15 protein-coding genes and 1 tRNA gene are annotated in these 13,455 nt (G+C 46.3%); 8 read left to right on the top strand and 8 right to left on the bottom strand.

Annotated features, from left to right (window positions below):
- Nucleotides 1-24: 24 nt before the first annotated feature.
- The 3 genes from KNO73_RS04760 to KNO73_RS04750 all read right to left on the bottom strand — a co-directional run bounded on the left by KNO73_RS04760 (nucleotide 25) and on the right by KNO73_RS04750 (nucleotide 3,445).
- Complete coding sequence (locus KNO73_RS04760) at nucleotides 25-1,167, bottom strand: CapA family protein (RefSeq protein WP_214684129.1); 1,143 nt, start codon at nucleotides 1,165-1,167, stop codon at nucleotides 25-27.
- A 113-nt stretch (nucleotides 1,168-1,280) separates the two neighbouring features.
- Complete coding sequence (gene putP, locus KNO73_RS04755) at nucleotides 1,281-2,768, bottom strand: sodium/proline symporter PutP (protein WP_214686873.1); 1,488 nt, start codon at nucleotides 2,766-2,768, stop codon at nucleotides 1,281-1,283.
- Between the two features lie 119 nt (nucleotides 2,769-2,887).
- Nucleotides 2,888-3,445: a DNA-3-methyladenine glycosylase I gene (locus tag KNO73_RS04750; protein WP_214684131.1), complete on the bottom strand. Its 558-nt coding sequence runs from the start codon at nucleotides 3,443-3,445 to the stop codon at nucleotides 2,888-2,890.
- A gap of 90 nt (nucleotides 3,446-3,535) precedes the next feature.
- Here KNO73_RS04750 and KNO73_RS04745 point away from each other — a divergent pair, with 90 nt between their 5' ends.
- Nucleotides 3,536-4,153, top strand: a complete 618-nt coding sequence (locus tag KNO73_RS04745; RefSeq protein WP_031423550.1) for a DedA family protein — start codon at nucleotides 3,536-3,538, stop codon at nucleotides 4,151-4,153.
- Between the two features lie 39 nt (nucleotides 4,154-4,192).
- Here the strand turns inward: KNO73_RS04745 and KNO73_RS04740 are convergent, their stop codons facing one another.
- Together KNO73_RS04740 and KNO73_RS04735 are read right to left on the bottom strand one after the other, a co-directional pair.
- A complete protein-coding gene (locus tag KNO73_RS04740; protein ID WP_214684133.1) occupies nucleotides 4,193-5,362 on the bottom strand; it encodes a cation:proton antiporter in 1,170 nt (389 codons plus the stop codon).
- A gap of 25 nt (nucleotides 5,363-5,387) precedes the next feature.
- Nucleotides 5,388-5,813, bottom strand: coding sequence for a GNAT family N-acetyltransferase (locus KNO73_RS04735; RefSeq protein ID WP_047795266.1), 426 nt, complete (start codon nucleotides 5,811-5,813; stop codon nucleotides 5,388-5,390).
- A gap of 115 nt (nucleotides 5,814-5,928) precedes the next feature.
- Between KNO73_RS04735 and KNO73_RS04730 the strand changes: the two genes are divergently transcribed.
- The 5 genes from KNO73_RS04730 to KNO73_RS04710 all read left to right on the top strand — a co-directional run bounded on the left by KNO73_RS04730 (nucleotide 5,929) and on the right by KNO73_RS04710 (nucleotide 10,496).
- On the top strand, nucleotides 5,929-6,474 hold the full coding sequence (locus KNO73_RS04730; protein ID WP_215112156.1) for a glycerol-3-phosphate responsive antiterminator: 546 nt from the start codon (nucleotides 5,929-5,931) through the stop codon (nucleotides 6,472-6,474).
- A gap of 36 nt (nucleotides 6,475-6,510) precedes the next feature.
- Entirely contained in the window at nucleotides 6,511-7,218 is a 708-nt protein-coding gene (locus KNO73_RS04725) for an SDR family NAD(P)-dependent oxidoreductase (protein ID WP_214684135.1), read from the top strand.
- 100 nt (nucleotides 7,219-7,318) lie between these two features.
- Entirely contained in the window at nucleotides 7,319-8,167 is an 849-nt protein-coding gene (locus KNO73_RS04720; RefSeq protein WP_214684136.1) for an HD domain-containing protein, read from the top strand.
- A gap of 188 nt (nucleotides 8,168-8,355) precedes the next feature.
- A complete protein-coding gene (locus tag KNO73_RS04715) occupies nucleotides 8,356-9,345 on the top strand; it encodes a sodium:calcium antiporter (RefSeq protein ID WP_214684138.1) in 990 nt (329 codons plus the stop codon).
- A gap of 89 nt (nucleotides 9,346-9,434) precedes the next feature.
- Nucleotides 9,435-10,496 carry a bifunctional glycosyltransferase family 2/GtrA family protein gene (locus KNO73_RS04710; RefSeq protein WP_215112155.1) on the top strand — a complete coding sequence of 354 codons (1,062 nt, stop codon included), beginning with the start codon at nucleotides 9,435-9,437 and terminating at the stop codon, nucleotides 10,494-10,496.
- A gap of 23 nt (nucleotides 10,497-10,519) precedes the next feature.
- Here the strand turns inward: KNO73_RS04710 and KNO73_RS04705 are convergent, their stop codons facing one another.
- The 3 genes from KNO73_RS04705 to KNO73_RS04695 all read right to left on the bottom strand — a co-directional run bounded on the left by KNO73_RS04705 (nucleotide 10,520) and on the right by KNO73_RS04695 (nucleotide 11,665).
- Nucleotides 10,520-11,086, bottom strand: a complete 567-nt coding sequence (locus KNO73_RS04705; protein ID WP_215112154.1) for a 3'-5' exonuclease — start codon at nucleotides 11,084-11,086, stop codon at nucleotides 10,520-10,522.
- Between the two features lie 61 nt (nucleotides 11,087-11,147).
- Complete coding sequence (locus tag KNO73_RS04700; RefSeq protein WP_215112153.1) at nucleotides 11,148-11,480, bottom strand: four-helix bundle copper-binding protein; 333 nt, start codon at nucleotides 11,478-11,480, stop codon at nucleotides 11,148-11,150.
- Between the two features lie 112 nt (nucleotides 11,481-11,592).
- Nucleotides 11,593-11,665, bottom strand: a tRNA-Ala gene (locus KNO73_RS04695).
- Nucleotides 11,666-11,788: 123 nt separating this feature from the next.
- Between KNO73_RS04695 and KNO73_RS04690 the strand changes: the two genes are divergently transcribed.
- Nucleotides 11,789-12,652, top strand: coding sequence for a GRP family sugar transporter (locus KNO73_RS04690; RefSeq protein WP_214816652.1), 864 nt, complete (start codon nucleotides 11,789-11,791; stop codon nucleotides 12,650-12,652).
- A 205-nt stretch (nucleotides 12,653-12,857) separates the two neighbouring features.
- Complete coding sequence (locus KNO73_RS04685) at nucleotides 12,858-13,259, top strand: SRPBCC family protein (RefSeq protein WP_215112152.1); 402 nt, start codon at nucleotides 12,858-12,860, stop codon at nucleotides 13,257-13,259.
- Nucleotides 13,260-13,455: the final 196 nt, after the last annotated feature.

Raw genomic sequence — 13,455 nt, 5'->3', positions numbered from 1 at the left:
AGACCACGAGTGATTTCGTGGTCGTCATTGTTCGATTTTGAGTTGGGGTAACCATTGCGACATATGGTCGCTAACAGGGATAAGAAGTTCAGGACGAGCAGCCTTTAACGGGACGACCTCATAATGTCCGTCAGATGATTTTTGCGTAAAGGTTGGATAGAACATCGGATTTTTCAATTCAATAGTCGATTGGTCATCTTCGGTTGTCTTGACCACATCAATCCCGATGATGCCGCCCGTGTTTCGTTCATCTCCTTGTTGTCCGGAAAGGAAATTACCGAGCGAGTAGATGACAAATGTTTGATTGCCATGAACTCCTTCTAGCATGGTCGGGGGTTGCAGCACGTGAGGGTGGTGACCGATGATGATGTCGACTCCGAGGTCTGCTAACGATTGGGCGAGCTCAGTTTGACTCTCATTCGGTAACGGCTCGTATTCCGTACCGAAATGGAGGGAGACGACCGTCATGTCAGTCGACTGTTCCGCCTTCTCAATCTCTGGTTGCATCTGTGCGAGGTCGATATAGTTCACATGATAGGGTTCTTTCGGTACGACTCCATTCGTCCCATACGTGTATGCGAGGAAGGAAAAAGAAATATCGTTGGCCGTCAACGTACGAATATTCGCCTTGTCCTCAGCAGATAGGAAGGAGCCTGTATAAGGCATTCCGATTGCGTTCCAATGGTCGATCGAACTTTCAATGGCTCGGACGCCACGGTCGAGCGTATGATTATTCGCTGTCGTGACCAAATCGATTCCTGCCCGTTGTAAGGCATCTCCAATTTCAAAAGGACTGTTAAATGCCGGGTAGCTCGAAAGCCCGATCTCACTCCCGCCAATCATGCTCTCTTGGTTGGCGATTGATAAATCGGCGCGACTCAATATTGGAGAGATCTGTTCGAATGCAGTATCAAATTCATACCCTTCATCAGTACGAGCTGCGTTGTATACCGAATCATGTAGAAGGATGTCGCCGATTGCATAGAGGGAGGCCGTCGTGACAATCGGTTCCGGTTCGGCAGGCGGCATTTCTTCAGGTACCTCGACAATCGGTTCTTCGACTTCTTCTGGTATTTCTTGATTCGTTGCCGGAGTCGTACCACAAGCAATTAATAAAACAAAGCTAGACAGGAAGGTAAGACGAGAGACGATCTTGATTGGTTTCATCCCGATTCTCCTTTTCACGACAGATTCGTACGATAACCCTAAAATTCGTCGATAATTAAGAAAAATCCTGCCTAAATAAATAAAGACAGGTCGTTTTTGACCTGTCATGAGAATTATTTGATATGTTCTTTGACCATGTCTTGCATTTGGTCAAACTCACGTTGAATGACCTCATTTGGTGGCGGTGTCACCAAACTCACGATATAGATGGCAAGTGCCGACAGGAAGAATGCTGGAATCATTTCATACAATGTCCCAAACGTTCCGAAAAGATAAGCGGCATAGTTCTTCCATAGAATGACGACAAAGGCTCCAGTCAACATTCCAGCAAGCGCGCCTTGACGCGTCGTTCGTTTCCAAAACAGACTGAACAAGATGAGCGGACCAAATGATGAACCAAACCCTGCCCAAGCATAACCGACAAGGTTTAAGATGGTGTCGTCTGCATCGAGTGCAAGAATGATTGAAATGACGGATACGAGAATGACCGTAATCCGACCAACCATGACGAGTTCACGGTCACCCGCCTCCTTACGGAAGAACTTCTGATAAAAGTCTGTCGTCGCGGCACTCGACGAGACGAGCAATTGAGAGGAGATGGTCGACATGATGGCGGCAAGAAGAGCAGCCAACAATACACCAGTCACCAAATCCGGGAATAATAAGTCAGATAGGTTGATAAAGACGTTCTCCGGATTATCGATTGTGAGGTCTTGTTGTGTGTAATAGGCGAGACCGAACAACCCGGTCGCCATCGCCCCGACAACGGTGAAGACCATCCATGAGATCCCGATTCGACGTGCCGTCTTAATGTCCTCGAGCTTTTCGATTGCCATAAAACGGACGATGATGTGTGGCTGACCGAAATAGCCAAGTCCCCACGCAAATAGCGAAATGATTCCGATGAGTGATTGTCCTGTCCAGGGGTCAAGTAATGCTTCATCAATATTTCGTACCGTGTCTAAAGCGTTTGACACCCCATCAGTTGCCATAATGGCGATGGCAGGTACAAAAATAAGGGCGAACAGCATGATCAATCCTTGAACAAAATCTGTCCAGCTGACTGCTAGAAATCCACCGATGAATGTGTACAGAATAATGATAGAAGCGAGAATGATCACTCCCGTTACAAATTCAATGTCGAAGACGGCATTGAATAGGCGACCGCCGGCAACGAATCCACTTGTCGCATACAGTGTGAAAAAGATTAACGTGACAGCAGCTGAAAATGAACGCAACACGCCTTTTGTGTCTTTAAAGCGTTTCTCAAAGAAGTCTGGAATTGTGATCGCATCATCCGATATGTATGAATAAATGCGTAATCTCGGTGCGACCAATAACCAGTTCAAATAGGCGCCGATTGTCAACCCGATGACAATCCAACCGCTTGAAATCCCTGACGCATACATGGCACCAGGCAATCCCATTAAGAGCCATCCACTCATGTCTGATGCACCGGCAGATAAAGCGGCGACCCCGGGACCAAGTGCCCGACCACCTAACATATAATCTCCGATACTGCTTGTTCTCCGATACGCGATGATCCCAAGCAAGACCATCAGTGCCATGTACACGACAATGGACACTAAAATTCCGTTCATCAACATCCCCCCGAAAAATAAAAAAATGAAAACGCTTTCGGTGATAAAGTATCACTTTGTCAAAATATTGTCACAACAAGTGGGGAAATGTAAAGATATTTTTGAGAGCTGGTCTTAAGTTATCGGAACGTGCAAGAGGTGAGGTGGTCATTGACAAGACCCGTCGCTTGTAGATGAGCATAAACCGTTGTCGGTCCTAAAAACTTAAAGCCGCGTCGTTTCAGATCTTTACTCAATCGTTCAGAAAGTTCCGTCGTCGCAGGAACATCTTCAAGACGATTCCATGCATTCAGGATTGGTGCATCGTTGACGAATGACCAGATGTACGAATCAAATGAGCCAAACTCATCCTGTAGTTTGATGAACTGCTTCGCATTATTGATCGACGCCTCGATTTTTCGTCGATTTCGCACGATCCCGCTATCGGCGAGGAGTCTCTCCACATCCTCATCCGTAAAGCTGGCAACTCGATGCACCTCAAAGTCGGCATAAGCCAACCGATAATTTTCACGTTTTCTCAAGATGGTGATCCAACTGAGTCCTGCTTGCGCACTCTCGAGTGTCAGACATTCAAAGTGCTTCTGGTCATCGTGAACGGGCTTTCCCCATTCCTCGTCATGGTAACGGACGTAAAGTGGATCCGTCCCGCACCAAGGACACCGTACTGTTTCTTCCATTTCAATCAGCTCCTTTCTTTGAGTGTAGCATGTCCTTACGATTATATAGCGAAATGGACGGGTATAGTGGGGGAGAATGGAGGAAGAGACATGAGTGACTGGATGATTTCTGTGATTGAACAGTACGGCTACATAGGGATTGCATTCATGATTTTTATTGAAAATGTGTTTCCACCGATCCCTTCTGAAGTCGTCTTACTCTTTGGTGGTTTTTTTGCTGTAAAGACGAACTTGTCCATCACGCTCGTCATCGTGGCATCGACAGTCGGAGCTATATTAGGAGCGGTGCTATTATACGGCCTCGGACTATTGTTTGATGTCGAGCAGATCGAAAAATGGACGAAAAAATATGGGAAGTGGTTACGACTGGACCTGAATGACGTAAAGAAAGCGGATGCCTGGTTCGACCGGTACGGGGGCTGGATGGTCTTCTTTGGACGTTTGATGCCGGTCGTTCGAAGCCTGATCTCGATTCCTGCAGGGATGTCAAACATGCCATTCGTGAAATTTCTACTGCTCAGTACGGCTGGAACAGCCTTATGGAATACCATTCTCATCCTCATCGGGATGAAAGTCGGAGAGAACTGGCAAGATATCCTCTCATACCTCGATGCCTATTCTTATGCAATCTATGGGCTACTGTTCATCGGCGTCATCATCTATATTGTATGGCGTAAAAAACGGCACAACAAACTAGCGAAAGACTAACGCACAAAACAGGCGGACCCAGCGTATGGGTCCGCCAATTCATTCTTCTTTTTTCTTGTCAGGTAAGACTTTCGTGAGGGTTTTCTCCGTTTTTTCTGCCAAGTACTCTGAGAAACGGAACAGAATGATTCCGACAATGGCTGACACGAAAATATAGAGACCGACAAACAAGTTGATGGCCCCGTTCGAAAGGGCGGTGAATAAAATAGAGAACTCCCCTCGTGGCGCGAGTGAGAACCCGGCTTCATTCGCCTGAACACGCGTCAAGCCATAGATTCTGCCCCCGACGCGTCCGACAATCCATTTGGATAATACTCCCCACACAATCAAGACGAAGAAGAGTGCATTTACGATGACGCCTTTCTCGAGGTTGATCGAGATACCGAACGAGATGAAAAAGATCGGCAAGAATAAATCTCGGACGGGTACGGTCAAACGCTTCAGCGGTCTCACATCGTGGAAATCTGCGAGCATGATCCCGGCGATGAATGCCCCTAAAATCTCAGATAATCCAAACACCATGCCGATTCCTGCGAAAAAGAGAATGAGTCCAATCAGACCGATGCTCGCGTCATCTTGTCGCAGTAAGTGCTTCGAAAATTTTTGTTGCTTGGATACGAAGCTCGAACCGATGAACAAGAGTACGCCAAATATAAGAAATCCTGCGAACACTTTTCCGATATCGGACATCGCAACCGGTTCTTCTTGGATGATGAAAGGGGCGACCGTCAAGAGGAGTGGGGCAAAAATATCCTCAAAGATCAGTAATGCGAGCACAAACTCTTTAATATCTTCATGTTTTTCGGAATGCCGCTCAAGCAGCTTCGCAGAGATGGAGGAGCTCGTCGCATATAAGACGGCCCCGATTAAAAAGGCGCGAGGGAAGTCGAGACCAAATGCTAATGCAATCCCGAACGATACCCCGAATGACAGAATGATATCGAGTATTCCCGCCTTCCATACTTTTCGCATGCGCTTCCAAAGTTCACGTAGTGGAAACTTTAGACCGAGTAGGAAAAACAAAAGAATGATTCCAATCTCTCCCGCGACTTTAAAGACTTCATTCCCATCCCAGAAAAAACCGACCCCGACCCCGATTGCGATAAACGCTAAAATACTCGGGAAAAATAATCTTTCAATCAGGAGACTGAGGACAGAGATGAGGGTGAGCGCCAATCCGAGCAACACGATGATATTTAATCCATCCATACGTCATCTCCTCTCATGACGCCAATTAGCTTTCTCTTTGATTCCATTGATACTCCATTCCGACGGATTCAGGTCGTGAGTAATCAAAACCGAACTGTCGATACAACCCATCGGCTGGAATGTCTGCGATTAAACTAATGATGGCCGTTTCATCCGCTTCTTGTAAGATCCAGTCCATCAAATGCTCCATGATTAATTTTCCGAGTCCAAGACCCTGGCACTCCGGGTCTACGACGATATCTACTAAATGGAATACCATTCCGCCGTCACCGACGACACGTCCCATTCCGACAATCTCATCATCTAAGTATAAACAAATCCCAAAAAGCGTATTTTGAAGTCCTTTCACCGTGCCTCGATCAGAACGTCGTGGCATCCCCGCCTTCACGCGTAACGCTTGGTGTTGTTCTGGAGTCGGTGTTTCGACTTTTACAGTCACTTCATTGACCATACTCAAATCCCCCTCTGCACAAGTTGATTTTATTTTCCCGATATATTGAATGAGTAAACCTTGATTTTAAAAATACGCTATCTGCATAATGAGAAAGAGACAGGGGGAATAGTTGATGATCAATGGTCAATCCATCTTACCGGCGATACGGGACATGCGGGATTTAGAGCGGTTTTTATCGAGTGATTTCGAATTAGGGGTGTTACTAGAGATTCATATGAGCCGATTAGACTCCATCTCCAAATTATTGAAGAAGCATGATAAAAAAGTGTTCATCCATATGGATTTGATACAAGGTATGAAGGCCGACGAGTATGCGACGGAGTATGTCTGTCAGACGTTAAAACCGTTCGGCATCATCTCGACAAAAGGAAACGTCATCGTCAAGGCAAAGCAAAATGATGTGGTCACTGTGCAGCGTTTATTTTTGATTGATTCCACCTCATTAGAGAAAAGTATCAAACACATTGAACGTTCAAAACCAGACTATATTGAAGTACTGCCAGGCATTGTGCCGAAGTATATTCAACGTGTGAAGGAGAAGACGGGGATACCCGTTTTCGCAGGTGGGCTGATTGAAACAAAGGAGGAAGTCCAGGCGGCACTTGATGCGGGAGCGAGTGTGATCACGACTTCGAATCGAAAACTATGGTCCGACTAATCGAGATTTGGGTATACAGTCTTTTAGGAGGGATGAATGATGACAGAGGTGATGATTGTAACAGGAGCTAGTCAAGGAATTGGTTATGCGATTGCACAAGCTTTCGTAAATCAGTATGAAGTGATCGGGCTAGACATTGGAGATGATCCGGATATCGAAGGGTTACGCTTTTATCAAGTAGACCTTGGAGACACGTCTGAACTTAAGCGTGTGTTTGACGATATTCACAACGAATTTGGTCGAGCCCATGTGTTGATCAATAACGGAGGGATCGCCTCGCTAGTCAAGCCGATTGATGAGCTTGAGATTGACACGTTCAAGCGAGTCATCGATGTCAATTTAGTCGGGACATTTAGTTGTGCGAAATACTTTTTAGAACTGAATCAAGGTGAGTCGTACGGAAGAATCGTCAACATGGCCTCGACACGTGCCTTCCAGAATGAGCCGCATTGGGACGCATATGGTGCATCTAAAGGAGGCATCGTTGGATTGACCCATTCACTCGCCATCTCATTAGGCGATCGCCCCGTGACAGTGAATGCAATCAGTCCAGGATGGATTCATACGTCCGATGAGGCATTACGCGAGATTGATCATGAGCAGCACCCATCAGGACGGGTCGGTGAACCGGAAGATATCGTCCGCGCTGTGCAGTACTTGATTGACCGTCAAAACAGTTTTGTGAACGGTCATAATCTTGTCATCGATGGGGGAATGACGAAAAAAATGATTTATGAAGAATGATGCGACAATATACCTAAAACTGGTCAGAATTTAGGTTATTTATACCTAATTCCGGGTAAGGGATAGAAGAGTTTTCATCCGGAAGAAGGAGGATTGTGACATGAATCCACTCGTTGAAGAAGCACTGCGTTTTTCGTCTATTCGTCACGGAGGACAGTATCGAAAAGGTTCAACCATTCCATATTTGTCACATCCATTCTCGGTCGCCATGCTTCTTGAGTCCGATCATCAAGCACCGGCAGTGGTGGCGGCAGGATTGCTTCATGATTTGGTTGAGGACACGAAGACAGACCCACAAGAAATCTTATCAAAATTCGGTTCTGACGTTCACAGGCTCGTTCTCGCGGTCTCGGAGAAAAATCGTGAAGAGTCGTGGGAACAGCGAAAACGGATGACACTTCAACAGGTGCAGTCACTTCAATTTGATGAAGTCGCACTTCTCGTGGCGGACAAGCTACATAATCTCCGCTCCATCCGTTATGATCTTGAGATGGAAGGGATGAAGGTGTGGCAACGTTTTAAACGGCCGATGCGGGACCAATCGTGGTATTACCATGAGTTGCTGTCAGCATTTGAACCATTTCGGAGCTCGACAGACCTGATTGGCTTGTATGAACAAGAACTCCATCTATTGTTTTACGGTGAGAAGAATGCGAAAGATCGAAAAGTGGCAAGACTCCTCGAATCCATGTTGACTTATTTCATCGAGGACGAATGGTTGCAAGAATCGGCACCACTATGTCAAACGGCATATGAATTAAGAGAGATTGTTGCGCGAGAGACGATTGATGACGAAGAGATTGTGTGCTTCCGAAAACGACTTCACGAAGCGGGTTGGATCACGCCATTGTTACCCGAGAAGCTCGCGGGGATGCAAGAACTCGCATATCGGACGGCTCTCGACCCACAGGAGCTTCTCGCGCTCATGCGCCGCTCGATTGTCAACTAGTTCTCTTCATGCTATAGTCAAAAGGAAGATAAAAAGGGGAGTAGCGACCACAGTTGTGGTCGATGGGTCGTCATTACAGTGCATACGCACTCGGTCCATCGAGCTTTTACAAGTCCGCAAGACCTTTTTATGGGCGTTTTTGTCGTCCATAAAAAGGTCTTTTTTGTTTACCCAAGGAGGAGGAAAAAATGGTATTTGTTTATTTCTTACTGGCCGCGGCCATCACCGTCTACGCCGCCATCAAATTGTCAACGTACGCCGACGTCATGACTGAAAAGTCGAAAATGGGCGGGATGCTCGTCGGTACAGTTTTATTGGCAGGAGCGACGTCGCTCCCGGAAGTGACAACGAGTATATCGGCTGTCATGATTGACAACCCCGACATTGCCATCGGGAACATGCTTGGGAGTAACCTATTCAATATCTTTATCTTAGCGATGTTCGACCTATACTTCCGACAGAAGCAATTGTTCAACTATGCGAGTCGGGACCACCTGTACACGGCCGGACTTGGGTTACTCTTGACCGTCACGACGTTGATTGCTTTGATCGTTCGCGTTGATATGACGTTTATCGGAATCGGAGTCGACGCGCTCTTGATTGCGATTCTATACGGTATCGGAATCTACTATATCGGGAAACAACCGACAGAGCCGATCGCGGAGCATGAAGTCGAAGAAGAAGTGGTCGTCGGTAAATATGAAGAGATCACGCTGAAACGTGCGGTCTTTGGATTCATCATTGCTGCAATCGTAATCATGGCGGCAGGAACAGCCCTTTCCATCACAGGTGATCAAATTGCCGTTGTCACAGGACTCGGTTCTAGTTTTGTCGGTAGCTTCTTGATTGCGGCATCGACGTCACTCCCGGAAGCGGTCGCTGTGTTCATGGCGCTCAAACTACGTAATGTCAACTTGGCATTCGGTTCGATTCTCGGCTCGAATATCTTCAACATGTTGATTATCGCCATGTCAGATGTCTTCTATCGGAATGGATCGATTCTCGCAGATGTCTCGACGTCACACCTCGTATCTGCGGTCGGAATCACCATCCTATCGATCCTCGTCATGTATAGTGTGCTAAGACAAAATGTCACGTCGAAGGTACGTTATGTGATTCCTTCGTTACTCGTTGTCGTTGTCTATTTCGTTTCGTCTTACTTGATCTTTATCGGGTGAGTACATGCATCAGCCTTAGGGCTGATGTTTTTTTATTGGGAATGAGAATTCATTGCTTCGGGTATAGAGGAATTGAAGGAGGGGTGGCGATGCAGATGCATGAAGTGGAAACACGCCAAGCGTATTCGATTTTGATTCCGGCCTATAACCCTGATGAGGCACTCGTCACACTCGTGGAGAAGTTGAGGGCGAGTGGGTTTGCGAACATCATTGTGGTCAATGACGGTAGTAACGAATCGTCGGTAGGCACATTTGATAAGATTGCATCATTTGTCGACCAAGTGTTAACGCACGAACAGAATCAAGGGAAGGGAGCAGCAATCAAGACGGGGTTACGGTATGTGGTGGACACATATCCGGATAAAACGGGGGTCATCACGGTCGATGCCGACGGGCAGCACTTGCCGCAAGATGTCGTCAGCGTCTATGAGGAAGGGTTGAATAAACCACATCATCTCATCATGGGATGTCGAGATTTTAGCGGAGATGCGATTCCGTTCCGGAGCCGATTCGGCAATCAGGCGACACGGCTCGTGATGTTGATTGGGAGCGGGCTGAAGTTAAAAGACACGCAGACGGGACTTCGAGCCATCCCGATGCGATATGCGCGACAACTGATTGACATTCCTGGAAATAGATATGAGTTCGAGATGAATATGCTCACGTTCACGAAACGATTGCAGGTACCGATTCAACAAACGACCATCCAGACCGTATATGAGAATGAAAATGATTCATCCCATTTTAGACCGATTCTCGACTCGATTTTAATTTATCGGATGTTTTTGATGTATTCGTTATCCTCTGTCGCCTCGTTCCTTGTCGACGTAGGGATGTATGCGCTCTTTATTTATTTATTATCCCCATACTTCGATACGGCTCACGTCGTCATCGCGACGGTCATCGCTCGAATCATTTCCTCTCTCTTCAATTATCTCGTTAATCGAAAAGTAGTCTTCGATTCGAAGGCGCGGCGGTCTCTTCCGAAATATTTTAGTCTCGTCGTGCTTCAAATGGCCGTTTCAGCACTCCTTGTTTATCTCTTGTTTCTCTTGCTCAGACAAGGCGAGGTCATCCTAAAAGTAGTCGTCGATAGTTTTCTCTTTTTCGTCAGTTATTATGTCCAGAAGAGATGGATTTTCAAAAAATAACCGGTCATGATTTCATGACCGGTTTAATATGCGAGCGTTCCTGTTTTCACGAACGTATAGCGATGTAATTCTTTTGGGCTTGTGATGCCGGTTTTTTGCATCATGTCTCGCATAAGTAGCGCGCATACGCGAGCATCTTCCGCAGCATCATGATGAATAAACGGCACGTTCAAGTGTTCTGCCATCGTGTTCAACTTATGGTTCGGGAGTCCTGGATACAGTTTACGTGACAGTTTGACGGTGCAACCGTACTCGATTGTCGGGAAATCGAATAGATCATATTTCACAATCGCCTTTCTCAAGGCACCCATGTCAAATGAAGCGTTATGTGCGATGACGAGGTCCACTTCCCGTAAAATCGGGTAAAGAGAGGAAAGTACTTCCGGTAATGCCGGTGCATCCCACACGTCACTCGGACGGATGCCATGGACGCGGATGTTACCCATATCAAAGTCTTCCTCCGGATTGACGAGTCGCTGGTCGGTTTCGACCACATCTCCATTTTGAAGGATGCTCCATCCGACAGAACAGATGCTGCGACTATCACGGTTAGCGGTCTCCACGTCAAGTGCGAGAATGGTATGGTTCATAGTTTACCTTCTTTCATAAGCAATAAAAAAAGTCTAACAGAAAGTTAGACGAATGTCGTGCTTAAGCGGCAACAAGTGTTCGGCAAGCTTCCGCACAACGCTCACATGCTTTGGCACAGGCTTGACAATGGTCGTGCTGATGGCGTCCGCACTCAACCGCACACGTATCACAGACTTGGGCGCATAGTGCGACGATTGGTTTTGAGAAGGCTGAATCTGTTTCTAAGGCATTTAAAGCCAATGTACAGATTTCAGAGCATTCTCGAGTCAGGCGGATGCATTCGGTGAACATGTGTAAATCCTCTTCTTGCAAACTTTTTGAGAAGCAGTGGTTGCATGCTCGCATGCATTCGATCACGCTCGTCAATGTTTCTTCTACAGATGTACGTTCCATCAAAATTCCCCCTTATATGAAAAAGTCTAACTATCATTACCCGTTCAGAAAGGGGTTGAATCGCACCATACCAATAAAAAAGCCACACCTCATCCGAGATGTGACAAATTAATGGAGCATAGGGGGCTCGAACCCCTGACCTCTACGCTGCCAGCGTAGCGCTCTCCCAGCTGAGCTAATGCCCCGTTCGAAATCATTATATCATCGTAGTATTCGACATGGCAATTCCCTTTTTGAATTTAGGTTTATAAAATTGGAGACGTGGGAATTTCATGTTAGACGTTATATTAAGAAAGCAGGTGTGCTTCATGGAAATGATTCTTTTGGCACTCTTACCGGCACTCATGTGGGGAAGTATTCCACTCATCGTGTCGAAAGTAGGAGGAAAACCGATTCAGCAGTTAATCGGAACGACCATCGGGGCGATGATCATGGCAACAGTGATTGCCCTCGTCTTCCGACCGGAGTTCACGACACTCGCCATCGTGACCGGATTTATCTCAGGGGCGTTCTGGGCGCTCGGTCAATATTTGCAGTTCCAATCGTTCCAAATCTTAAGCGTCTCCAAAGCGATGCCAATCAGCACGGGGATGCAACTCGTCGGGACGTCACTCTTTGGGGTCATCGTACTCGGGGACTGGCAGACATCGACGGAGCTATGGTTAGGGTTTTCAGCGCTCGTCTTGATTATCATCGGGGCGACTATGACTTCATACCAACAGAAGAAAGATCAGGACAGTGCCGGAGCTTTGAAAAAGGGATTACTCGTCCTATTCGTTTCGAGTATTGGTTACGTCACGTATGCCGTCTTGACGAACTATTTTGAAGTAGAAGGGATCACCGCGATTCTTCCACAATCCGTCGGGATGTTCATCGCGGCACTTCTGTTCAGTCTTCGTGAAAAGGACGTCAAGAAACTGGATCCACGTACATTCAAAAATATCTTGGCCGGGCTCGCCTGGGGAATCGGGAACTTCGGACTTTTCGTTTCAAGCGGAGAAGTGGGGATTGCGACTTCGTTCGCCTTATCCCAATTGAACGTCGTCGTGGCGACACTTGGTGGGATCTATCTCTTGAAAGAAGAGAAGACGACAAAAGAACGCGTCTTTGTTTTCATGGGAATCGGGTTGATTGTCGTCGCTGGATTTATGCTTGGGATTGCCAAGAGTTAAGTTTCAATGATGAAATGAAAAGACCTTGAATGAACTCGATTTTGAGTGCCATTCAAGGTTTTTGTTTTGGGTATCTTTCAATCGTTGAAATGAGAGCAGGAGATGACGTAATCAATAGGGAAGTAATCTCATGTTGCGTTCGTCATATAGGGCATACAGCGTATTCGTGATTGATTAAAAATGTAGAATAAAGGGGAAACGAATCATGGAATCAAATGTAGTGACGATATCAGCTCTCGTCGATGCACCAATCGACACAGTCTGGAAACTCTGGACAGACCCTGACCACATCAAACAATGGAATCATGCGTCTGACGATTGGCATACGACCGAAGCGGAAAATGATTTACGGATCGATGGGAAGTTTCGTAGTCGGATGGAAGCGAAAGATCAGAGCATGGCCTTTGATTTTGAAGGGGTATATGAGGAAGTTGAAGTAAATGAGCTCATTCAGTATCGCCTTGAGGATGAACGGAGAGTCAGAATTTCATTTTCTTCAGAAGGTAATCAGACGAAGGTGGTCGAGGTGTTTGATGCGGAATCGATGAATCCGGTTGAAATGCAACGACTAGGCTGGCAGGCGATCCTCGATAATTTCACTAGATAAGCGAATGGTAAGAAATAAGGAAATGAATGATGAAATATTAATTCAGCAGTATACATTTCATGTTGAAGGTGTATACTGCTGTTCGTTGTATAAAATCAAGATCTTTCATAATGTTGTTGTTGAATGATGAAGTGTAGTTTGTCATTTTTGGATTTAAAAAATGAATATAGGGCGAGTTGAAAATATATGAGAGAAG

It is taken from the genome of Exiguobacterium sp. s83 (genome assembly GCF_018617095.1).
Taxonomy (GTDB): Bacteria; Bacillota; Bacilli; order Exiguobacteriales; family Exiguobacteriaceae; genus Exiguobacterium; species Exiguobacterium profundum.
Note: the sequence above shows the minus strand (reverse complement) of the source record. Positions and strands in the feature narration are given on the sequence as shown.